Genomic DNA, 23,116 nt, shown 5'->3' on the forward strand with positions numbered 1-23,116 from the left:
TAAAACTTTTCTTTGTTAAAGCGTAAAAATTATGTTATATTATTTTTTACTTAAGAAAATTCTCAATTTAATTGGTAGTAAAGGATGTAAGAGCAATGAATACGAGATCAATGATTTTTACGCTTTACGGTGACTATATTCGTCATTACGGTAACAGAATATGGGTTGGTAGTTTAATTCGTTTATTAAATGAGTTCGGCCATAATGACCAAGCTGTTCGTGCTGCTATTTCTCGAATGAATAAACAAGGTTGGGTTCAAGCTGAAAAAAAAGGAAATAAAAGTTTTTATTTTTTAACAGAACGCGGTGTAAAAAGAATAGATGAGGCAGCAAAGCGTATTTTCAAATTAAAAACAGAACAGTGGGACGGTAAGTGGCGGATACTAATGTATACGATTCCAGAAGAAATACGTAACGTTCGTGATGAGTTAAGAAAAGAGCTTGTATGGAGTGGATTTGGATCAATTTCCAACAGTTGTTGGATATCGCCAAATCCGTTAGAAAAACAAGTATATGACTTAATTGAAAAATATTCTATCGAAGAGTATGTCGATTTTTTTGTCGCAGAATATAATGGACCAAACGAAAATAGCAGGTTAATAGAAAAAAGCTGGGACCTCGGGGAAATAAACGAAAGATATCAATTGTTTATTCAGGAGTATAGTCAAAAATACATTATTGATCGTAATAAAATTCAAAAGGGTTTAATGTCAGACGCGGAATGTTTTGTAGAAAGAACAAAACTTGTTCATGAATATAGAAAGTTTTTGTTCGTGGACCCTGGCTTACCAGATGAGCTTCTTCCAGAAAAATGGCTTGGCTCACACGCTGCTTCTTTATTTAGTGAGTACTATAAAGAATTGGCAGAACCAGCTTCCCGCTTTTTTGAAGAAGTTTTCCAAGAGGGAAATGAAATAAGCTATAAAGACAAAGAATACGATGTTATGGACCATCCGTACATAATAGATTAACAATATAAAACTAATAAAAGGTTGATTTTTATATAAAAATCAACCTTAACTCGTATGTTTAACTATACTTCATTACTTTTCCACCAAAGTAAATTACCTTGTATCCTCCTTTCCTTTGAAGAAAAACTAAGCAAGCTCCTGCTTAAATTCTTTTCCTTTTTGCACATATGTATCAATCGAAAGCTGAATTAATTGTAAGTCTTTTTCTGTAATTTCTCTTATAACTTTTCCTGGAGAACCGACTACTAGTGACCTAGGAGGTATGATTTTTCCAGAGGGAATAAGAGTATTTGCTCCAATTATGCTTTCCTCACCAATAACAGCCCCATCCAATACAGTGGATCCCATCCCTATAATACATCTATTTTCAATAGTACATCCATGTAAAATAGCATTGTGACCGACTGTAACTTCATCCTTAATAATTAAAGGTGAACCTTCGTAAAGATGACAAGTGACATTATCTTGTATACTACATCGCTCCCCAATAGTAATAGGACCTTCATCACCTCGAAGAACAGCATTAAACCAAACTGTAGATTCTTTTCCCACTGTTACATCTCCTATTAAATGTGCTCCAGGAGCGACAAAAACGGTCTCATGTACATTTGGTCGTTTTCCGTTATAGCCATATAACATTTACTTTCCCCTCCTAAAAAGTATTGTCTTCTTTTTAATGATAGTATAACATTATTTTAACGAGGGGTGAATAAATGGTGAATAAGTTATTAGGCATATTAGACGTTCAATATCCAATCATTCAAGGTGGTATGGGGAATATAAGTAATGCGATATTAACTTCTGCTGTCTCTGAAGCAGGGGGATTAGGGACGATTGGAGCAGGTACGATGACTCCAGAAGAAGTAGAGAGTATTATTATAGAAACTAAAAATCGCACGAATAAATCATTTGCATTAAATGTAGCATTAACAGTATCTCCTTATCCGAGAGAGATGTTACAGCTTGCTATTAAATACAAACTAAAGGCGGTTTCTTTATCAGCTGGAAACCCTTCGCCATACATTGGGAAGCTAAAGGAACATGGAATAAAGGTTTTAACTGTAGTGGCATCTTGCAAACAAGCAAAAAAGGCTGAAAATGCTGGAGCGGACATAGTCGTTGCGGAAGGTTATGAAGCTGCTGGAATTAACTCTAACTTAGAAACTACAACTTTTGTTTTAATTCCTCAAATTGTTGATAGTGTTAGAATTCCAGTCATCGCGGCTGGTGGGATTGGTGACGGCAGAGGCCTTGTTGCAGCAATGGCCCTTGGTGCCAGTGGAGTACAAATAGGAACAAGACTAATTGCTACGAGTGATTCACCATTTCATCTTCATTATAAAACCAAAATTGTAGACTCTAAAGATGATGAAACAATTATTGTAGGAAGAAGTGTCGGTAGAATACGGAGAGTACTAAAAACGCCATACTCACAATATTTATTATCTAAAGAAGAGGAAGGAATTACGTTAGAACAATTTAATGAATTGACTACGGAAGAAAAACATATATTAGGAGCAATAAAAGGTAACTTAAATAGCGGATTTATAAATAGTGGGCAAATCGCTGGTTTAATTAGTGACTTACCAACAGTTAAACAATTATTTCAAAATATGATAAAAGAAGGAAAAAACGTCATTACCGATATTAAGAATAATTTACACTGATTACAACACGCGATTTGCGTGTTTTTTCTTTATTAATAAAATTCAGAATATTATTGACATTAAACTATTGTACCAGTTAATATATTTAATATAATAAAAAATATTAATGCGTTTATAAACCGTTATACACTTGCTCGGAATGAATATCTGATGTTTACTTGAAGAGAAAATACTTATATATGGACATGGAATAAATAGTAAAAGAATATATAATATTTAGAATATATTGACACCGTTATTTTACTAGTGTAATATTACGTAAAATCTTTCATAAATCGTTTAAAACACCTTGTATTACGTATTGTTTATCACTTTTTATGATAAAAAAACAATGAAAGCGTTTCCGTATTTGGTGTAAAGGCTAAAAGTCTTTATATGATAAATTACATAGGAAAAAGGGGGATTTTAGTTGAAAAAAATTAGTATGAAATTATTAGTTCTTATTTTAGCTAGTGCTATAGTACTGGCGGGGTGTAACAGCTCGACAACTGGCAATAACGACGAGGTAGTTATCGGAGTTACCCAAATAGTAGAGCACCCATCACTGGATGCGGCATTTGATGGATTTAAAAAAGCACTAGAAGACAATGGCTATAAAGACGGGGAAAATGTTAAGTACGATGTTCAAATTGCACAAGGTGAACAAAGTAATAGTGTATCGATAGCTAATAACTTTGTCGCTGATAAAGTAGATTTAATTTTTGCTAACTCTACTCCTAGTGCACAAACAGCACTTCAAGCAACGAAAGAAGAAGGGGTTATTCCAGTTCTATTTACATCTGTAACAGATCCAGTTGGTGCCGGCCTTATTGAGGCGTTTGACAAACCGGGAGCGAATATAACTGGTACTTCAGATAATCATCCGGAATCGATTTCGAACACGATTGAATTTATGATTAATGAATTAAATGTTAAAAAAATTGGTGTTTTATATAATGCCGGTGAACAAAACTCTATTGTACAAGTAGAAGCTGTGGAAGAGGTTGCTAAAAATAATGGAGCAGAAATTGTTACCGCTTCTGTCTCTACTTCAGCAGAAGTAAAGCAAGCGGCTGAATCATTAATAGGTCGTGTTGATGCAATATATGTACCTACAGACAATACAGTTGTTTCAGCATTTCAAACGGTAGTAACAGTAGCAAATGAACAAAAACTACCTCTTTTTGCTGGGGAACTAGATTCTATGGAACAAGGAGCAGTTGCTGCAAGTGGTTTTAGTTATTATGACCTTGGCTACCAAACAGGCTTAATGGCTGTACAAATTTTAAAAGGTGAAAAGAAACCGTCTGATATACCAGCGGCATATCCAGAGAGCTTTAAACTAGTAATTAACAAAGCAGCTGCAGAAGCCCAAGGGGTAGAACTGAAAGATTCGTGGAAAGACATAGCAGAAATTTTTGAAGGTAATTAATTTTTTAAAGGAGATGATTCTAAATGCCAGTAGCGATATTCGGTTCATTTGAAGCTGGAATCATCTACGCAATCATGGCCCTAGGGGTGTATTTATCCTTTAGGGTCCTTGATTTTCCTGACCTAACAGTAGATGGCAGTTTTGTAACAGGGGCAGCAGTTGCTGCCACGATGATTATTAATGGCGTTAACCCAATACTATCTACAATTGTTGCGATGTTTATAGGTTTTCTAGCTGGATGTTTAACAGGGATATTACATACGTTTGGTAAAATTAATGCACTACTTTCCGGAATATTAATGATGATCGCCTTATATTCTATCAATTTACGAATAATGGGTCGTTCCAATGTGCCGTTATTAAACAACGAGACTATTTTTACACAAATTAGAGGCTTATGGGAAAAAACCGGTATCGATCCTTTCTTGAATAATATTTTTCATTCTATCGGCTTAGGAAGTTTCGCCCCTAGAACTTGGGCTATCCTTTTCTCCATGATACTAGTAACTCTTCTCATTAAGTTTTTGATAGATTGGTTCCTCAAAACGGAAATAGGGCTTGCCGTTAGAGCTACAGGAGATAATAAAAAGATGATTCGTAGCTTTTCAGCCAATACGAACGGATTAACTATTCTTGGCCTTGGAATTTCAAATGCAATGGTGGCTTTGTCAGGAGCTCTAATTGCACAATACGGTGGCTTTGCCGACGTAGGTATGGGAATTGGAATGATTATTATCGGATTAGCATCTGTAATTATCGGTGAAGCTTTATTCGGAACTAAATCCATTGCTAGAACTACTTTAGCAGTAATTGGAGGAGCAATCATTTACCGAATTGTTGTTACGATGGCTCTCCGAGTAGACTTTCTAGATACAGGTGATATGAAACTCATTACTGCTACGATCGTTATTTTTGCATTAGTAACTCCTAAAATAATCGATAACTTTAAAGATAGAAAAAGAAAAAAACAAAAAATGCTACAACTTTCTACTTTAAATAGAAAGGAGGACCCTAATGTTACAACTAACTCAGATTAACAAAATTTTTAATGAAGGAACATTGGACGAAAAGGTAGCACTTGATCATATAAACTTAACATTAAATAAAGGCGATTTCGTTACTATTATTGGAAGTAACGGTGCAGGAAAATCGACTTTAATGAATATGATTTCTGGGGCACTTACTCCTGACACAGGGGCAGTAGAGATAAATAATCAAAATGTGACGTATTTATCTGAACATAAAAGAGCTAAATATATTGGGCGTGTCTTCCAAGACCCAATGGCAGGGACAGCACCTACGATGACAATTGAAGAAAATTTAGCGATGGCGTATTCACGGAACAAACGACGTACGTTCAAAATAGGTGTTAATAAGCAAAGAAAAGATTATTTTCGAGAAGTACTAGAAACATTACATCTCGGACTAGAAGATCGTTTATCTGCCAAAGTAGGGCTACTATCAGGAGGAGAACGCCAAGCACTATCATTATTAATGGCTACTTTTACAGAACCGTCTATTTTATTGTTAGACGAACATACGGCAGCGCTTGATCCGTCCCGCGCTGAATTAATAACAAAATTAACGAAGGAAATAGTAGAAAAATATAACCTTACAACATTAATGGTTACTCATAATATGCAACAGGCATTAGATCTTGGTAACCGACTAATTATGATGGATAAAGGGCAAATTATTTTACAAGTAGAAGAAACAAAGAAAAAAGACCTAACAATCGATCAATTACTACATGAATTCCAACGCATACGTGGCACGAAAATGAACAGTGACCGAGCATTACTTTCGTAAAAAACAATAAGAATAATAAATTATATTAATATATAAAAGGGCTACTAATCGTTAGTAGCCTTTTTATATGCTATTTTTCTCATTATTTATTAAATTGTGACAACTTATTGACGATTCATTTGACGTAATGTTATGATATCGTTAAATAAACGTTATACTTTAAAGGGGGACGCGTGTGAAAAAGGGCTTATATGAAGGATTTTTGCATACAATGGAAATAACCGTAACACCGAAAATGTTTGCTCAATTTGAAGGCAATATTGTTCATCCTGTTTATTCAACGGTCTCTATGGTCTACCATATGGAGTTAGTATCAAGACAAATTATTTTGCCATTTTTAGAAAATGAGGAAGAAGGTATGGGGGCAGAAGTAACTGTTAAGCATATACAACCATGTAAAGAAGGTATTGTACTCTCATTTAAGGCGACAGTTATAAAATATGATGGCAAATACATTGCCACTCGAATAGAAGTGTTTAACAAGACTCAACTTGTTGGCGAAGGGGAAGTAAAACAAGTTGTTTTATTAAAAGAAAAAATTAAGACAATCATTTCAAGCCAATAGATTAATAGGTTATCACTTTGGCAGGAGGTATTTTGATGGGAGAAATGAAAACGCTTACCTTGGCAAACGGGGGGAAGAACATGGATATGTTCGAGAAAATTAGTGAGCATCAACAAATAGTTTATTGTAATGATAAAGAAACTGGATTAAAAGCAATTATCGCTATACATAATACAACGCTAGGCCCAGCACTTGGCGGATGTCGAATGCAACCATATGAAACGGTGGAAGCTGCACTTGAAGATGTTTTACGCCTTTCAAAGGGAATGACTTATAAATGTGCTGCAGCGGACGTTGATTTTGGTGGAGGAAAGGCTGTAATTATCGGCGATCCTTTGCAAGATAAAACACCAGAACTTTTCCGTGCATTCGGTCAATTTGTTGATTCGTTGAATGGCCGTTTTTATACCGGGACAGATATGGGCACAACACCCGATGATTTTGTTCATGCATTAAAGGAAACAAACTGTATTGTTGGCGTAGATGAAGTCTACGGTGGAAGTGGAGATTCTTCTATTCCTACTGCTCAAGGTGTAATTTACGGATTACGTGCAACCAATAAAACTGTATGGGGTACAGATGATCTATACGGAAAATCATACGCAATTCAAGGCTTAGGAAAAGTAGGATATAAAGTAGCAGAACAATTAATTGAAGCTGGTGCGGACCTTTACGTAACGGATATTAATCAACATGCGATTGACAAGGTAACACAAAAGGCAAAAGCATCAGGAGTTGGTATTAAAGTGGTAAAGGGAGAGGAAATATACTCTGTTCCTGCTGACGTATTTGTACCGTGTGCTTTAGGTGGAATCATTAATGACCAAACTATTGATCAATTAAAAGTGAAGGCGGTAGCTGGATCTGCGAACAACCAACTATTAGCTATTAAGCACGGTAGAATATTACAAGAAAAAGGTATTTTATATGCTCCGGACTATATTGTAAACGCTGGAGGACTTATTCAAGTAGCAGATGAACTATATGAACCGAATAAAGCAAGAGTACTCACAAAAACTAGAGCAATTTATCAAACTTTATTAAATGTTTACGAAGAATCAAGTAATAACAATATAACGACAATCGAAGCTGCTAACCGTTTCTGTGAGCAACGTATCGAAGCTAGAAGTCGACGTAATAACTTTTTCTCACATGAAAAACGACCTAAATGGTCAGTAAGAGTTTAAGTGAGGTGGAAAAATGGAAAAAAAGTATCCGATACAACAAGTTATGGATGAACAAGGAAATATAATAAATAGTTCCTATGAGGATCAAATTTCTGAACAACTAGCAATTAACTTTTACAAACACCTTATTAAGATACGAATTTTCGATAGAAAAGCAATTAGCTTACAAAGGCAAGGCAGAATTGGAACATATGCACCGTATGAAGGACAAGAAGCTAGTCAAGTTGGGAGCGCACTTGCTCTACAACCTAATGATTGGATGTTTCCCTCGTACCGAGATCACGGTGCTACGATGACGTTCGGTCATTCCTTACGTAACATCTTACTGTTTTGGAATGGTAGAAATGAAGGTTGTGTTCCGCCTCCAAATAAAAAAATCTTTCCGCCAGGGATACCTATCGCCACTCAGTTACCACACGCAGTTGGTGCTGCCTATGCAGAAAAAAGAAGAGGTACAACTAATGCCTCTATTGTTTATTTCGGAGATGGAGCTACTTCTGAAGGCGATTTTCACGAAGGTTTGAACATAGCTTCCGTATGGAACGCTCCTGTTGTATTTTTTAACCAAAACAATTCTTATGCCATTTCAGTACCAATCGAAAAGCAGATGAAAACAAAAACAATTGCTCAAAAAGCACTCGCTTATGATATACATTCTGTTCGAATTGATGGCAATGATATTTTCGCTGTTTATTTTTATACGAAGCAAGCACTTGAACGTGCAAGAAACAATGAGGGACCTACTTTAATAGAAGCAGTTACTTGGCGCTATGGAGCTCATACGACCGCAGATGACCCAACGAAATATAGAAACCAAGCTGAGAGTGAATTAAAAAGGGAAAGGGATCCAATTACAAGAATTGAAAGGTACCTTCAAAACAAGGGTTGGTATTCAGATTCAACGAAAATAGAGTTTGAAAAAGCAGCGGCGGAAGAAGTAGATCAGGCAATTGCGGAAATGGAAGCGTTCCCTAAAGCTAATCCTGAAGATATGTTTCGCTATGTATTCGAAAAGCCTACTTGGGGTATTGAAGATCAAAAAAATGAATTACTTTCTGTTTTGAGAGGTGAAAGCTAATGCAAACTTCTGTTAAAACAAAAACATTAACGATGATTCAAGCAATAACGAACGGACTTGATACAATGCTAGAGCAAGATGCGAATGTTGTATTAATGGGAGAAGACATAGGTGTAAATGGTGGTGTATTTAGAGCTACTGATGGACTACAAGTGAAACATGGAGAAGAGAGGGTAATGGATACTCCACTTTCTGAGGCAGGCTTTGTTGGAGCTGCAATCGGTATGGCGATTAATGGATATAAACCTGTTATAGAAATTCAGTTTTTAGGATTTATATATCCAGCTTATGAACAGATTATGACACACGCCTCTAGACTTCGTGCGAGAACAATGGGACACTTCCATGCACCAATTGTAATCCGTGCGCCGTATGGAGCAGGTGTAAGAGCACCAGAAATACATTCCGATAGTACAGAAGCATTATTTACACATATGCCGGGGATTAAAGTAATTTGTCCCTCAAACCCTTACGATGCAAAAGGTTTATTAATTGCATCTATTGAAGACCCTGATCCAGTATTATTTTTAGAACCTATGCGTTGTTATCGTTCTACAAAACAAGAAGTTCCTGACGAAAAATATGTGGTGAATATTGGCGAAGGTAAAGTTTGTCGAGAAGGTGAGGATGTAACTATTATTGCTTGGGGGGCAATGGTTCCAATTGCACTAGCGGCAGCAAAAGCATTAGCGAACGAAGAAGTAAGTTGTGAGGTAATTGATTTACGCACACTATATCCAATTGATCGAGACATCATTGCACAATCTGTACAAAAAACTGGTAGAACTGTCATCGTACATGAGGCACACGCCACAACTAGTGTAGGGAATGATGTACTAGCCATCATTAATGATACATCTTTCCTTTTTCAAAAAGCACCTGTTCAACGTGTCACTGGATTTGATGTTCCAGTCCCTTATTTTGGATTTGAGGACGATTACTTACCAACAACAAATCGAATTGTTCATGCAGTTCAAAAAGTGATGAATTATTAGGGGTGAGCCGAACATGATAGAAGTAAAATTACATGATATCGGCGAAGGAATGACCCAAGCTGATATATTAACTTTCTTAGTGAAACAAGGGGATATTGTCAAGGCCGATGATCCATTAGTTGAAGTTCAAACAGATAAAATGACCGCTGAAATTCCAGCACCGATGGAAGGGATTGTAAAGGAGTTTACTGTAAAAATAGGCGATACAGTTCCTGTAGGTACAACGTTACTAAAAATAGAACCATTGAATAGTAAGCTTTTACAAAAGCCGAGCGTTAAAATGGGCAAAAAGACAGAAAATGCTTTCCAAACCTCATCGTCCATTAATACAAAGTCTAAACGTGTAATGGCTGCCCCTTTCACAAGGAAAATAGCAAGAGATAACGGAATAAACATTGAGGATATTCAAGGAACAGGACCTGCAGGAAGAATTACGGAAGAGGATGTTCTTCATTTTATTCAAAACAAATCAGAACAAACAACATTATTAGTGAACAGAAGCGAACGAGAAAACAGAAGAAATGATAGTTTAGCAGAATTTCCAACTAGTTATAGTGTTAGCTATTCTGGAAGAAGAAAGCAAATTGGAACGAAAATGGCACACTCTCTCTATTCCATACCACATTGTACACATTATGAAGAAATTGATGTTTCAAACATTCTCCAAGTAAAAGCTGATTGGAAAATGGTTAATAAAAATATTTCTGCAACAGCGTTTTTTCTAAAAGCTGTTTCGTTATCATTAAAAGATTTTCCTATCTTTAATGCAACACTTAATGAAAAAGAAGAAAGTATTCATATATATAACGAACATCATATCGGAGTAGCGACAGACACAAAGCAAGGTTTAATTGTTCCGGTTATACGCAATGTTGAGAAAAAATCTTTATTACAAATCCATGAGGAACTAAAGTATTTAACAGTTAGAGCACAAGAAAACAAACTATCTGTGAAAGAGATGACCGGAAGTACGTTTACAATTAGTAATGTTGGTCCTTTAGGTGGCAGTATCGGCGCGACCCCTATCATTAACCCACCCGAGGTAGGACTTTTAGCTTTTCATAAAACAAAAAAGAGACCTGTCGTCGATAAAAATGACCAAATCGTTGTTCGTTCTATGATGAATGTCTCGATGTCTTTTGATCATCGAGTAGCTGATGGGGCGACAGCTGTAGCTTTTACGAACCGGTTAGTACAATTAATCGAAAACCCAAATTTATTTATGTTGGAGCTGGTTTAAATGGTAGTAGGTGAACTAACGGAAGAAAGAGAGGTTGTTATAATTGGAGGGGGGCCAGGAGGTTATAACGCTGCTATCCGTGCTGCCCAATTAGGCTTGCAAGTGACACTTATAGAGAAGGGGCAGTTAGGTGGAATATGTTTAAATAAAGGATGTATCCCCTCCAAAATCCATACGCATGCTGCACAAAAATTATACTCACTTAATAAAACGAGTGATTTAGGAATTGAATGTAGTAATGTCAACTTTAATCTGAACACATTACAAACGTACAAACAACATACGATCACACAACTTCGTAAAGGGATAGAAAGTTTATGTAAAGCGAATAAAATAGAAATCCTTTACGGGGAGGCAACATTTCTATCACCAAATAAAATAGGTGTAGAAAACGGGCATAACTATAATACGTATTCGTTTAATAATGCAATCATTGCGACAGGAGCGAAGCGATATCCAATTATTAATTTTGATGATTATGATGCTCTCACCTCAACGTCTATTTTTAATTTAAACGAATTACCATCACACCTAGTTATTTATGGAAGTGATTATATTAGTTTGGAAGTTGCAACATCCTTCCGTACATTTGGGTGTGAGGTTACGATATTACTAGAGGAAGGTAAGGAGCATTTTGATTTCGATGGTTCAATAAATCGAGAGTTAAACAGAATATTAAAGAAAAACAAAATAAAAATTTATAAGTCCGTCTCCATAAACTCTATTAAAAAGGCAGATAACAACACATCTATTTCATTTTCAAGCAACGGAAAAGAACAGATGCTTCACTGTTCCCATTTTTATTCGGAAACAACAGTAAAGCCAGAGTTGAACCTGTTAGGATTAGATAGAGCAAATATTAGTGTAACAGAGTCGGGCTATATAAAGGTAGACAAAACTGGAAGAACGATACAAGAACATATTTTTGCGATTGGTGATGTGACAGACGGTCCTCCATTAGCTATAAAAGCAATAAAGCAAGGGAAGGTAGCTGCTGAGACAATCGCCAATAACAATTCAGAGATTGATTTGAACTTTTTGCCGACTGTTCTTCATACAGTGCCGCCAGTAGCTTTCGCTGGTTTATCAGAAGAAAAGGCACTATTAGAAGGATATAAGATTAAAACTAGTACGTTTCCGTTAGCTAGTAATGGTTACGCTACCATTACTGGAGAAAAAGACGGTTTTGTTAAAGTGATTAGTGAAGAGGAAACAGACCTTTTATTAGGGGTTCAAATGATAGGTAATGGGGCAATAGAACTCATATCAACTGGAGTAAACACTCTCGAAATGGTTGGCAGAGAAGAGGATCTATTATTCCCACATTATCCCCACCCTAGCATTAATGAAGCCTTTCTTGAAGCGGTAGAAGGATTAACTAAAAAAGCTATCCATCTACCACCAGTAAAAAATAAAGCAAAAGAATTGCACAAATTACCTTTATCACAGTAAAGCATTTTAGCTTTAAATGGGACTCTTGATGCAACTATTAATTTTATATATATTAAGTTCAGAATAGTAATAATTTTAAAATTAATTAATTGGAGGGATTTGTAATGGAAGAATTACAAGCAGCAAATACGAAACTAGAAGTAGAGGATTTTTTCCCCGTTAACGATGTTGATTATTTAGAAATTTATGCTGGAAATGCAAAGCAAGCAGCACACTTTTTTACGAGCACATTTGGATTCCAACCTGTTGCGTATAGTGGGTTAGAAACAGGAAACAGGGAAACTGTTTCATACGTACTGCAACAACGTAAAGTAAGATTAGTAATTACCGGTTCTCTTAAAGAAGACACGAAAATCTCTGAATTCGTTAAAAAGCATGGGGATGGCGTGAAGGATATTGCTCTTTTAGTGGACGATGTTGAAAAGGCTTACAATGTTGCTGTTGAACGTGGTGCCATTGCAATTCAGCCACCTACTGATTTAACAGACGAAAATGGAGTAATGAAGAAAGCTGTAATTGGTACATACGGGGATACGATACACACATTAGTAGAAAGAAAAAATTACAGTGGTGCATTTATGCCAGGTTTTAAACCGTATTCTAACTCTACCCCTATAGACGATGCTGGAATTATCGGTATCGACCACGTAGTAGGAAATGTAGAGAGTATGGAGGAATGGGTAGAATATTATGAAAAAGTAATGGGCTTTAAAGAAATGAAACACTTTACTGATAAAGATATTACAACAGAATATTCGGCATTGATGTCGAAAGTAATGCATAATGGTGGACGAATTAAATTTCCTATTAATGAACCGGCAGAAGGAAAGAGAAAGTCTCAGATTGAAGAATACTTAGAATTTTATAATGGAGCAGGCGTCCAGCATATCGCAATATTAACGGAAGATATCGTTCAAACGGTAAGTACGTTAAAGAAAAAGGGTGTAGAATTTTTATCAACTCCAGATACGTATTATGAAATGCTATCGGAACGTGTTGGGAAAATAGATGAAGAGATTGATAAGTTGAAAGAGTTAAGTATTTTAGTTGATCGAGACGACGAAGGATATTTACTTCAAATTTTCACTAAACCAATTGTTGACCGCCCAACTTTATTTATTGAAATTATCCAACGTAAAGGTGCAAGAGGATTCGGAGAAGGGAATTTTAAAGCTCTTTTCGAATCAATTGAAAGGGAACAGGCTTTAAGAGGTAATTTATAATTACTAGAGGGAGGTGCCGGCCTCCCTTTTCTTACACTATTTTAGAAATCTTTCAATTTAATCGGAGGGTTATATGAAATGACAGTGAAGGCTCGAGAAGTATTAAATAATATGAAAGCTTATCCTCTAAACAAGTCTATCGAAGAGGTTCAAGCTGAGCTCGGCTTCGAAAAAGCATATAAATTAGCTGAAAACGAAAATATTTTTGGTTGTTCTCCTAAAATAAAAGCAAACTTATCTACTCATCTTAACGAACTTTTTACATACCCTGACGGTCACGCTCGACAGCTCACTAGTAAATTGGCACAGTTCCACCAACTACACTTTCATTCTATTTTTATCGGCAACGGATCCGATGAAATAATTCGATTATTATGTAGAGCTTTTATATGTAACGACGATGAAGCTGTAATGGCTGATGTAACTTTTCCTAGGTATAAAACGAACGTATTAATAGAAGGCGGTAAACCAATTATCGTTCCACTTCAAAACGGCGTTCATGATTTAAGTTCCATGCTACGTGCCATTACATCTAGAACAAAGCTAGTTTTTATATGTAACCCGAATAATCCAACTGGAACTATTATCAATAAGCAACAACTCCTTGAATTTATTGATCAAGTTCCAAATGACTGTTTAGTAGTGTTGGACGAAGCATATTATGAGTACGCAGACAATGAACAATTGTTACAGTCTGTACCATTATTACATAAATATCCGAACCTAGTTATTTTAAGGACTTTTTCAAAAGCGTATGGTTTAGCTGCTTTACGAATTGGTTATGGGATGATGTCACCTATATATGTAGATGAATTAACGAAAGTTAAAGATGTATTTAATGTTAATCAGCTAGGACAAATAGCAGCGTCATTAGCACTTGAAGACCAACAATTTATTAATGATTGCGTTACTAAAAATAAGACAGGAAAAGAGTATTTAGAAAAAGAGTTAACAGTTTTAAATTATGACTTTTATCCTTCACAAGCAAATTTTATTATGATTCATACGAAACGAAGAGGGGATTATGCTGCTAACTCTTTATTAAAACATGGATTTATCGTTCGTGCTGGTACGTTACTAGGACTCCCATATACGATTAGAGTAACCATTAGTTCGATGGAAGATAACATCCACTTTATTAATACTTTTAAAAATTTAGCTGCAGAAGGAGAGGTGTAACAATTGCAGTTAGAACCGAGTAAATTAGAATGGCAAAATGCTTATAAATTAATTGTCGGCTCCATCCTTCCAAGACCTATTGCGATGGTATCTACGGTTAGTAAAGAGGGAATAGCAAATATTGCTCCATTTAGTTTCTTTACAGCAATTAGTGCAGATCCATTGTTAGTATGCTTTTCACCAATGCGAAAAGGGACAGATGGGTCAAAAAAAGATACCTTAATAAATATTGAAGAAACGAAAGAGTTCGTTATTCATGTTGTAAGCGAAGAAATCGTTGAAAAAATGAACGTGACTGCTACGAGTTTCACTCCAGAAATAGATGAATTTACCGAAGCTAATTTCACAAAAGAAAAAAGTGTTATCGTAAAACCTCCAAGGATTAAGGAGAGCAAAGTCCAATTGGAATGTAAGTTGCATGAAGCGCTACATTTTGGTGAGGGCCCAGGATCAGGCAGCTTAGTTATCGGTAAAGTAGTAATGGTACATATCGACGACGACCTTTATTATGACGGAAAGATTAATACACAAAAATTAAACCCTGTAGGGCGAATGGCTGGTCATATGTATACAAGAAGTACTGCTAGTATGTTTGAACTACTTCGAAAATAGGTGATAGTATGAAATTTATTAGTTTTATAAAGAAAGATGGAAGCACCGCTGCAGGTGTTTTAACAAACGATGGGAGAAATGTAGTAGACATACAAGTAGCATCAAACGGAAAACTACCGAACGATTTAATAATCTATATTAAAAATCATGAAAAATACAAAGATTTACTTAATGAATGCCTTTCTAGCAACTTAAAAGAAGGGGTCTACTCGCTAGAAGGGCTGCAATTAACGGCGCCACTACCGACCCCTGTTAGCTTTCGAGATTTTTATGCCTTTGAAGAGCATGTAAAAACAGCAAGGGAACGAAGAGGATTAAAGGTAGTTTCAGAGTGGTATGAATTTCCCGTTTTTTATTTTTCTAATCATTTAGCCATTAAAGGGCCAGACGAACCTATTAAAATACCAAAACCTTCAGAACGACTTGATTATGAACTAGAAATAGCTTGTATAATCGGAAAAAGTGGAATAAATATACGTGCAGAAGAAGCCGAGGACTATATTTTTGGGTATTGTATTTTAAACGACTGGAGTGCGAGGGATATTCAAGCAAAAGAAATGAAGGTTGGTCTTGGCCCCGCAAAAGGAAAAGATTTTGCGACTTCTATTGGACCTTATATTGTCACTAAAGATGAAATAAATCAATATCGAATAGAGGACAGGTATGATTTGAAAATGGAAGCAAAAGTGAATGGTTTCCTATTATCTAGTGGAAACTTCAAAGACATTCATTATACATTTGGACAAATGATTGAAAGAGCATCTCATGATGTAATGCTATATCCTGGTGAAATAATAGGTTCTGGAACAGTGGGTACTGGTTGTATTTTAGAGTTGGGAGCTGACACACACCGTTGGTTACAAGCAGGGGACGAAGTAGAACTATCCATAACGGGTCTGGGCTCTTTAAAAAATAAAATAATAGAATAAGAGGTGATGACGAATGTATTACCGCCAACTTGGTAAAATACCACATAAACGACATACGATGTTTAAAAAGGAAGACGGCACGTTATTTCGTGAGCAAGTAATGGGGACCAAAGGTTTTTCCGGGACACAATCGATTTTATATCATCATTTTTTACCGACAGAAGTAGTAAAATCAACAAAACTTTATCGTTATTTACCCGAATATGAAGAACAAGATGCACTTAACCATCGACATTTATTAACGACTGAAATAGAAACTAAAGGTGATGCATTACAAGCTAGAGAATATTTATTAGGTAATGACGATTTATTAATTGGGACCGTATTAGTTACAGAACCGATGAAAAGCTTTTATCGTAACGGTGATGGCGATGAAGTTCTCTATATACATTATGGTACAGGGAAAATAGAATCGATGTTCGGATCTATAACTTATCGGCCGGGCGACTATGTTACTTTACCAATCGGTACAATTTACCGACTTACCCCAACAGAAACGACGAAAATATTATTTGTTGAATCATTTAGTCAAATTACAACTCCTAAACGTTATCGGAATGAATATGGACAATTGTTAGAGCATAGTCCATTTTGTGAACGTGACATACGCGGACCAGAAGAGTTAGAAACGTTTAACGAAAAAGGAGAATTTGAAGTTTTAACTAAAACACGCGGGTTTATTCATTCACATATTTTAGGACATCACCCGCTCGATGTAGTCGGTTGGGATGGCTATTTATATCCTTGGGTGTTCAATATTGAAGATTTCGAGCCGATAACTGGTCGCGTTCACCAACCGCCTCCAGTACATCAAACTTTTGAAGGTCATAATTTTGTTATTTGTTCTTTTGTTCCAAGACTTTATGATTATCACCCAGAAGCAATCCCGGCACCATATTATCATAGTAATGTAAATAGTGATGAACTTTTATATTATGTAGAAGGGAACTTTATGAGTAGAAAAGGAATAAAGAAGGGATCGATTACTTTACACCCTTCAGGCATACCACATGGGCCACATCCTGGAACAACCGAAGCTAGTATCGGTAAAAAAGAAACGTTAGAACTAGCTGTTATGATCGACACATTCCGACCATTAAAAGTAGTAAAAAAAGCACAAGCAATTGAGGATAAAAACTATATGTTCACGTGGATAGAAAAATAAGAGAAAAAGGTCCCAAAAATCAGTAGCGACTGACTTTAGGGGCCTTTTTTGTTATTTGTTAAGTTATATGTTCTTACTGTTTTAAGACTTATTGAATTGCCCACTTTTTATAATCATCAAACTTTAATCTTCCATTATATAAGCGCAATAATTGTCACATAACGATAAAAAATGTAATAAAACGTCGAGTATAAAAATTTGTCAATACCATTTCATTAGTATATATTTCATTGAATGGGAGGGAAACCCAAAAACGAAAAGTAGACTTTTGCTTTCGTAACACCGTTTATCCTTCTTCTAACCTTTCTATATTAAACACTTACATATCCTTCCTAAAATATTACAAGAAACAGATGCTATGATAGTTTCGTAGCTATCAAACACTTATGTAAACAGGGAGGAATCAAATATGTTGAAAAGTAAGAGAACATTACTTTCTTTCATAACAGCATTAACTTTTATAGTAGCTTTTTCATTCGGAACAATCGCTTCAGCGGATTCCGGCTCAAACACCTATGTTAAAAACCATTTCATCAAACAAGTTACTGTATTTAAAAATCAAGATGATATACAGACGTTTTTTGAAAAGTTTATGGCGGAACTAGAGTCTAAGTTGCAGAAAAGTAATTCGGTAGAAGAAAAAGCACCAACTTCAAAAGAGGAAGTCCCTACAAAAGAACAAAATGAACCAATAGAAAAAGAACCAGCTAAAACAGAATCGAAAGAACCGGAAAAAGAACAGCAACCAAAAGAGCCTGTTCAAACAACACCACCTTCCAAATCAGTTGAAGAGGAAAAAAGACAAGAAACGAATACAGACCAATCAATTGGTGTAAGTGCATTTGAACAAAAGGTTGTACAGTTAACAAATGAAGAACGAGCAAAACAAGGACTTGCACCTCTTCAATTAGATAAAAACTTAAGTAAAGTAGCGCGTGAGAAATCAAAGGATATGCAAACTCAAAACTATTTTTCACATACAAGTCCTACTTACGGATCTCCATTTGAAATGATGAACCAGTTTGGAATTTCATATAAGAGCGCAGGTGAAAATATCGCCATGGGCCAACGAAGCCCTGAAGAAGTAGTAAACGCATGGATGAATTCTCCTGGTCACCGAGCAAACATTATGAACTCGTCATTTACTCATATTGGCGTTGGACATGTTGAACAAGGAAACTATTGGACTCAAATGTTTATTGGTAAATAAAAGTACTTCTCTTACTCTATCACATGCTGATAGAGTATTTTTCTTTTTTTCAAAAGAGGAATATTGTATAGTTTAAGAGAATTTATTGTTACTTAGTAAAAGGAAAGGGAGGTAAGAGATGTCATTTCTATTGCAATTACAGAAGTGGTTAGACCAGCCAATTAAAGAAATAAAAGAAATAAAGAAAGGTTTTTCTTCAGACAAAAAATATTATGTAAAGACTAACGAACAAGCATATTTAGTTAAAGTATCTGAACGAAATAATACGGAAAGGAAGTATACAGAGTTTCAAGTTCATCAACGAGCATTTCAAAATAAAGTTAAAACTAATAAACCAATTAAATTTACGTACGATTCAACAAGTTGTTACTCTATTTTCACATACGTAAGTGGCAAAGATGCTTCTGACATTTTACCTTTATTGACTACAGAAAAGCAGTATGCAATTGGGATAGAAGCAGGAATGGAATTGAAAAAAATACATAAAGTTAAATCTGAAGTTTCCCTTGATTGGTATATGTATAAAAAAGAAAAAAATGAACGGTATTGGCAAATGTATCAAAATAGCAATACAAAAATAGAAGGGGATACTCTAATACAAGAATTTATTAGTGAAAATTATGATCTAATGAAGGAAAGGAGTATCACTCTCCAACATGATGATTTTCATGTTAACAACATGATTTGCTCTGGCGAGAAACTATCAGCAGTCATTGATTTTGAACGATTTGATTGGGGAGATCCGATTCATGATTTATATAAGACAGGAATGTTTAGTAGGGAAGTAAGCATCCCATTTTGCAACGGGCTAATAGATGGGTATTTTCAACATAATATACCGTCATCTTTTTGGAGGTTGTACAATTTGTATACGGCTATGATTATCTTTCCTTCGGTTGTGTGGACAGAAAAAGTTACACCAAATTTAATCGAAGAAAATGAAACTCGAATTAAGAATATACTGAACGATCATGATTATTTCCAAGGAGCAATTCCAAGCTGGTATAAAAAAGGATGAAAACGAACGTGAAAACGACAAAACAAATGAGGTTATAAGTGTCAAACGGCATTTATAGCCTTTTAATTTTTGTAATTATAATTGAATTAACTAGATGATTCTTCATATTTTTTAAAAACAGGAAATTTTCAGAAAGTAATTTAAAATATTAGCATATTATTTACAAGTAGTAAATATTGTTAAAAATTTTATAAACGTCTTTTAAATCATTGATTTATCTCACTATTAATAATAATATAGATATATAATCTTTTATTTTAATATAATTAAAATGAAAATATTCAAATAAAATATTTTCATTTGTGTAAACGATTACATATTGGGGGTACTTAAGGTGGAGAAACAAATTCTGAATTTTGATGTCGTAATCGTTGGCGGTGGACTTGCGGGTCTTTCAACTGCTGCGTATTTATCTAATAACGGGAAGAAAGTTGCCGTTTTAGAAAGAGGGAAGCTCGGGGGGAGAGCTGTAACATTACCGTTAAAAGGGTTTAAATTTAACTTTGGGGCACATGCTATTTACGGTCGAGATACTTCCATTTTAAAAACATTTGAAAAAGAGCTAAAATTAAATATTGATTGGAATGACTTCAATCCTTACAAAGCTAGATATGATACAGGAAAAGAGTTAAGTCATGTACCATCCAACGTACGAGGACTATTTAAAACAAAGATTTTATCATCACCTGGTAAAGTGTTATTTGCATGGGAAGTATTCAAAACAATGTTAAGTATTGATTCTGGTGAACCACACGTTTCCATTGGCAAATGGTTAGAAAAGAATAAGATTGAAGGCGACGTAAAGAAAATGATGTTAACGTTAGCATCATCTAACTTCTTTACAAGTGAACCAGAACAAATTCCATCAGAAGTGTTTTTTCAATACTATAAAAGAATCTTCACAACAAACAAGCCAGTCGCATACATTGGCGGAGGCTGGCAAGCACTAATCGATGAGTTTGTTCGTGTTATTAAAGATAATAATGGAGAAATTTTTGAAAAAACGAAGCTTCAACAAGTCGTAACTGCTAATAATAAAGTAACGGAATTACATTGCGGAGACACTATTTACAGCGCAAATGACTTTGTATTTTGTATTCCTCCGAAGGAACTTGCTAAAGTATTTACGGAAACAGAAATTGAAGATTGGGTAAAACAATACGCAAAATATCAATCAACGAAAGTATACGTATACGACATTGGCCTTTCTGAAAGAGTCGATAGCCCATTCACTTATATTTATGATCAAGAAAATAAAATGTTTATAACTGACATTTCTTACTACGACGAAACATGTACACCTGAGGGCGGACAGCTCCTTCAAGCAGTTGCATATTTAAAAGAAGAGGAGATTGGAAAGCCAGAAATACTTGAAGAGTATAAAGAGAAAATTGAAGCACTGTATGATAAGCATTTTAATGGCTGGAGAGAAAATTTAGTAGTACAACGTGTTTCTAAAAATGCTGTCGTACAAGAAATTAAATGGAATATGAACCAAGTGGCAATGCCAATTTACTTCCCGGATTTCCGAAACACATTTTTTGCTGGAGACTGGTGTGAAGGACAGGGGCAATTATCAGAGTTATCTTTCTCAAGTGCATTAAACGTAGCCAATTTAATTTTAAAAAAATAATGGATATGCTATCCTACCATTGGATTGAAAGTTGAACATATCAATAAACGACAGAAAAAGGTCCCAAAAATCAGTGTCTCCACTGACTTTTGAGACCTTTTTATTCACTTTCCATTTTCACTACCTTTTTTTGCAAATGAATTAATCGGAAGGAAAGACCGATTGCACCAGCGGCAAGTCCGACAATAAGACCAACCCAATAACCAAAAGCTCCTAACTCGGTAAAGTTAGCTAAAATAAAACCAATTGGAAGGCCAATAACCCAATAAGATATAAGAGCTAAATAAAATGCGGCATTAACATCTTTATAACCACGTAATGCTCCTTGTATCGGTGCCGCAATTGCATCCGACAACTGAAAAAATAGAGCGTAAATTAGAAATACAGTTGTTAATAATAAAACATCTGTGTCTTTCGTATATAAAGAAGCAATTTCCTCGCGCAAGAAGAATAGGAAAATTGCAAGTATACTTGAAAAAATAACAGCTATACTTATTCCTAAAAACGTATATTGCCTAGCATCTTTCCACCGTTTTGCTCCAACTTCAAATCCCACTAAAATCGTTAACGCCATCGAAATACTTAAAGGGATCATATAAAGAAAGGAGGCGAAATTTAATGCAACTTGATGTGCTGCGATCGTTATCGTATCGAAAGCACTCATTAGTAGTGTCACCGCAGAGAAAATGCTTGTCTCAAAAAATATAGACAGACCAATTGGCACTCCAATTAATAAAATTTCCTTCCATTTATTAAACTGAATAGGAACCCAAGATTTTAAAATACCGTAAACAGCAAAGGGTTGATATTTTAATACAATAAATAGAGAAATAATTAAAATGAGCCAATAGGTAAGTGCAGACGCAATACCAGCACCAATCCCACCTAAACTTGGTAAGCCTAGTTTTCCAAAGATCAGTACATAATTTAATAATACGTTAATCGGCAAGGATAATAATGTAATAATCATAGAAATTCTCGTATGACCAAGTGCGTCAATAAAACTTCTTACTACAGAGTATGCAAATAACGGGAATATACCGAATGATAATGCTATTAAGTAATATTTAGCAACATAACGCACTTCATTTTCTAATGTCATTCCATTTAAAATTGGGTTAAGCACGATAGCACCAAGGCAGATGACAATTAAACTCATGACTATTGAAACGTATAGCCCTTGCGTTACAGAATTAGATACTTCCCCACCTTTTTTTCCTCCAACTAATTGAGCCACAATCGGAGTAATCGATAAGAGAATACCGCTAAGCCCCGTATAAACAGGAATCCACAATCCAGAACCTACTGCTACACCTGCTAAATCTGTGGCACTCACATTTCCAGTCATCATAATATCGAACAAATTCATAGAGGATAAAGAAACTTGAGTAATTACAATTGGTATAACAATTTGAATAAATATTTTCAATTTATCTCTATATGTATGAGCCTGTTTCATTTCATAATCCCCTTTATGTGTACACGTAATCTTAAAGATTATATCATCGAGAAAAAATAACGCAAAGTGAAAATTATATTAGCTGTATATAATTATATTTTTTTACAATAATTTTAACAAAGTGTCACTAAATCTAATTAAAAATGTTGACATGAATCTATTATATTATTAATATATTAGTATCAATTACATATCGAAAGCCCATTCAAAGGGGAGTAGCTATGAAAACGATAATGTCGTCATCTCGTAACTGTAGATCAGTTTCCGGCGTTATCGGCAACCATTGTTGTTAGCAAGACCTTTGCCTAAGTTC

21 protein-coding genes are annotated in these 23,116 nt (G+C 35.2%); 19 read left to right on the forward strand and 2 right to left on the reverse strand.

All coding sequences use genetic code 11. The features are described 5' to 3' along the window. Window positions 1-95 precede the first annotated feature (95 nt). Entirely contained in the window at window positions 96-971 is an 876-nt protein-coding gene (gene paaX, locus O1A01_RS13780) for a phenylacetic acid degradation operon negative regulatory protein PaaX (RefSeq protein ID WP_066421619.1), read from the forward strand. Window positions 972-1,097: 126 nt separating this feature from the next. Here the strand turns inward: paaX and O1A01_RS13785 are convergent, their stop codons facing one another. Continuing rightward, window positions 1,098-1,610: a gamma carbonic anhydrase family protein gene (locus O1A01_RS13785; RefSeq protein WP_066419359.1), complete on the reverse strand. Its 513-nt coding sequence runs from the start codon at window positions 1,608-1,610 to the stop codon at window positions 1,098-1,100. 77 nt (window positions 1,611-1,687) lie between these two features. Between O1A01_RS13785 and O1A01_RS13790 the strand changes: the two genes are divergently transcribed. The 18 genes from O1A01_RS13790 (at window position 1,688) to O1A01_RS13875 (ending at window position 21,344) form a co-directional block, all read left to right on the forward strand. After that, window positions 1,688-2,638, forward strand: coding sequence for an NAD(P)H-dependent flavin oxidoreductase (locus O1A01_RS13790; RefSeq protein ID WP_066419393.1), 951 nt, complete (start codon window positions 1,688-1,690; stop codon window positions 2,636-2,638). A gap of 409 nt (window positions 2,639-3,047) precedes the next feature. Beyond that, on the forward strand, window positions 3,048-4,049 hold the full coding sequence (locus tag O1A01_RS13795) for an ABC transporter substrate-binding protein (RefSeq protein WP_066419362.1): 1,002 nt from the start codon (window positions 3,048-3,050) through the stop codon (window positions 4,047-4,049). A gap of 23 nt (window positions 4,050-4,072) precedes the next feature. Next, window positions 4,073-5,086, forward strand: coding sequence for an ABC transporter permease (locus tag O1A01_RS13800; protein WP_066419364.1), 1,014 nt, complete (start codon window positions 4,073-4,075; stop codon window positions 5,084-5,086). Continuing rightward, on the forward strand, window positions 5,064-5,858 hold the full coding sequence (locus tag O1A01_RS13805; protein ID WP_066419365.1) for an ABC transporter ATP-binding protein: 795 nt from the start codon (window positions 5,064-5,066) through the stop codon (window positions 5,856-5,858). Before O1A01_RS13800 ends, O1A01_RS13805 begins: the two co-directional genes overlap by 23 nt. Window positions 5,859-6,033: 175 nt before the next feature. Continuing rightward, on the forward strand, window positions 6,034-6,423 hold the full coding sequence (locus O1A01_RS13810) for a thioesterase family protein (RefSeq protein ID WP_066419366.1): 390 nt from the start codon (window positions 6,034-6,036) through the stop codon (window positions 6,421-6,423). Window positions 6,424-6,467: 44 nt separating this feature from the next. Continuing rightward, window positions 6,468-7,610 carry a Leu/Phe/Val dehydrogenase gene (locus tag O1A01_RS13815; protein ID WP_066419395.1) on the forward strand — a complete coding sequence of 381 codons (1,143 nt, stop codon included), beginning with the start codon at window positions 6,468-6,470 and terminating at the stop codon, window positions 7,608-7,610. 13 nt (window positions 7,611-7,623) lie between these two features. Next, window positions 7,624-8,688: a pyruvate dehydrogenase (acetyl-transferring) E1 component subunit alpha gene (pdhA, locus tag O1A01_RS13820; RefSeq protein ID WP_066419368.1), complete on the forward strand. Its 1,065-nt coding sequence runs from the start codon at window positions 7,624-7,626 to the stop codon at window positions 8,686-8,688. Beyond that, complete coding sequence (locus O1A01_RS13825; protein ID WP_066419369.1) at window positions 8,688-9,683, forward strand: alpha-ketoacid dehydrogenase subunit beta; 996 nt, start codon at window positions 8,688-8,690, stop codon at window positions 9,681-9,683. Before pdhA ends, O1A01_RS13825 begins: the two co-directional genes overlap by 1 nt. A 13-nt stretch (window positions 9,684-9,696) precedes the next feature. After that, window positions 9,697-10,923 (forward strand): dihydrolipoamide acetyltransferase family protein, encoded by a 1,227-nt coding sequence (locus O1A01_RS13830; RefSeq protein ID WP_425319492.1) that lies wholly within the window; start codon window positions 9,697-9,699, stop codon window positions 10,921-10,923. Then, on the forward strand, window positions 10,924-12,375 hold the full coding sequence (lpdA, locus tag O1A01_RS13835) for a dihydrolipoyl dehydrogenase (RefSeq protein WP_066419372.1): 1,452 nt from the start codon (window positions 10,924-10,926) through the stop codon (window positions 12,373-12,375). Window positions 12,376-12,479: 104 nt separating this feature from the next. Further along, window positions 12,480-13,598 (forward strand): 4-hydroxyphenylpyruvate dioxygenase, encoded by a 1,119-nt coding sequence (gene hppD / locus O1A01_RS13840; RefSeq protein ID WP_066419374.1) that lies wholly within the window; start codon window positions 12,480-12,482, stop codon window positions 13,596-13,598. A 78-nt stretch (window positions 13,599-13,676) separates the two neighbouring features. After that, window positions 13,677-14,777 carry a histidinol-phosphate transaminase gene (gene hisC, locus O1A01_RS13845; protein ID WP_066419376.1) on the forward strand — a complete coding sequence of 367 codons (1,101 nt, stop codon included), beginning with the start codon at window positions 13,677-13,679 and terminating at the stop codon, window positions 14,775-14,777. Window positions 14,778-14,780: 3 nt separating this feature from the next. Next, complete coding sequence (locus O1A01_RS13850; RefSeq protein ID WP_270064346.1) at window positions 14,781-15,389, forward strand: flavin reductase family protein; 609 nt, start codon at window positions 14,781-14,783, stop codon at window positions 15,387-15,389. Window positions 15,390-15,397: 8 nt separating this feature from the next. Next, a complete protein-coding gene (locus O1A01_RS13855) occupies window positions 15,398-16,318 on the forward strand; it encodes a fumarylacetoacetate hydrolase family protein (RefSeq protein WP_066419379.1) in 921 nt (306 codons plus the stop codon). Window positions 16,319-16,331: 13 nt separating this feature from the next. Further along, entirely contained in the window at window positions 16,332-17,483 is a 1,152-nt protein-coding gene (locus O1A01_RS13860) for a homogentisate 1,2-dioxygenase (protein WP_066419381.1), read from the forward strand. 409 nt (window positions 17,484-17,892) lie between these two features. Then, entirely contained in the window at window positions 17,893-18,693 is an 801-nt protein-coding gene (locus O1A01_RS13865) for a CAP domain-containing protein (RefSeq protein WP_066419383.1), read from the forward strand. Window positions 18,694-18,811: 118 nt separating this feature from the next. Then, window positions 18,812-19,711: an aminoglycoside phosphotransferase family protein gene (locus O1A01_RS13870; RefSeq protein WP_270064347.1), complete on the forward strand. Its 900-nt coding sequence runs from the start codon at window positions 18,812-18,814 to the stop codon at window positions 19,709-19,711. A 334-nt stretch (window positions 19,712-20,045) separates the two neighbouring features. Then, entirely contained in the window at window positions 20,046-21,344 is a 1,299-nt protein-coding gene (locus tag O1A01_RS13875) for a phytoene desaturase family protein (RefSeq protein WP_235858230.1), read from the forward strand. 100 nt (window positions 21,345-21,444) lie between these two features. On the opposite strand, the gene O1A01_RS13880 is transcribed toward O1A01_RS13875, so the two are convergent. After that, the gene (locus O1A01_RS13880; protein ID WP_066419386.1) at window positions 21,445-22,803 is read right to left on the reverse strand and encodes an MATE family efflux transporter; all 1,359 of its coding nucleotides are present in this window, start codon (window positions 22,801-22,803) and stop codon (window positions 21,445-21,447) included. Window positions 22,804-23,116 lie beyond the last annotated feature (313 nt).

The sequence above is a fragment of the Sutcliffiella sp. NC1 genome (genome assembly GCF_027594365.1).
Classification (GTDB): Bacteria; Bacillota; Bacilli; order Bacillales; family Bacillaceae_I; genus Sutcliffiella; species Sutcliffiella cohnii.

Bases quoted from the DNA above. Each gene is read 5' to 3' on its own strand.
- paaX (WP_066421619.1), top strand. From the start codon at position 96: ATGAATACGAGATCAATGATTTTTACGCTTTACGGTGACTATATTCGT.
- O1A01_RS13785 (WP_066419359.1), bottom strand. From the start codon at position 1,610: ATGTTATATGGCTATAACGGAAAACGACCAAATGTACATGAGACCGTT.
- O1A01_RS13800 (WP_066419364.1), top strand. From the start codon at position 4,073: ATGCCAGTAGCGATATTCGGTTCATTTGAAGCTGGAATCATCTACGCA.
- O1A01_RS13805 (WP_066419365.1), top strand. From the start codon at position 5,064: ATGTTACAACTAACTCAGATTAACAAAATTTTTAATGAAGGAACATTG.
- O1A01_RS13815 (WP_066419395.1), top strand. From the start codon at position 6,468: ATGAAAACGCTTACCTTGGCAAACGGGGGGAAGAACATGGATATGTTC.
- pdhA (WP_066419368.1), top strand. From the start codon at position 7,624: ATGGAAAAAAAGTATCCGATACAACAAGTTATGGATGAACAAGGAAAT.
- O1A01_RS13825 (WP_066419369.1), top strand. From the start codon at position 8,688: ATGCAAACTTCTGTTAAAACAAAAACATTAACGATGATTCAAGCAATA.
- O1A01_RS13830 (WP_425319492.1), top strand. From the start codon at position 9,697: ATGATAGAAGTAAAATTACATGATATCGGCGAAGGAATGACCCAAGCT.
- lpdA (WP_066419372.1), top strand. From the start codon at position 10,924: ATGGTAGTAGGTGAACTAACGGAAGAAAGAGAGGTTGTTATAATTGGA.
- hppD (WP_066419374.1), top strand. From the start codon at position 12,480: ATGGAAGAATTACAAGCAGCAAATACGAAACTAGAAGTAGAGGATTTT.
- hisC (WP_066419376.1), top strand. From the start codon at position 13,677: ATGACAGTGAAGGCTCGAGAAGTATTAAATAATATGAAAGCTTATCCT.
- O1A01_RS13855 (WP_066419379.1), top strand. From the start codon at position 15,398: ATGAAATTTATTAGTTTTATAAAGAAAGATGGAAGCACCGCTGCAGGT.
- O1A01_RS13860 (WP_066419381.1), top strand. From the start codon at position 16,332: ATGTATTACCGCCAACTTGGTAAAATACCACATAAACGACATACGATG.
- O1A01_RS13865 (WP_066419383.1), top strand. From the start codon at position 17,893: ATGTTGAAAAGTAAGAGAACATTACTTTCTTTCATAACAGCATTAACT.
- O1A01_RS13870 (WP_270064347.1), top strand. From the start codon at position 18,812: ATGTCATTTCTATTGCAATTACAGAAGTGGTTAGACCAGCCAATTAAA.
- O1A01_RS13880 (WP_066419386.1), bottom strand. From the start codon at position 22,803: ATGAAACAGGCTCATACATATAGAGATAAATTGAAAATATTTATTCAA.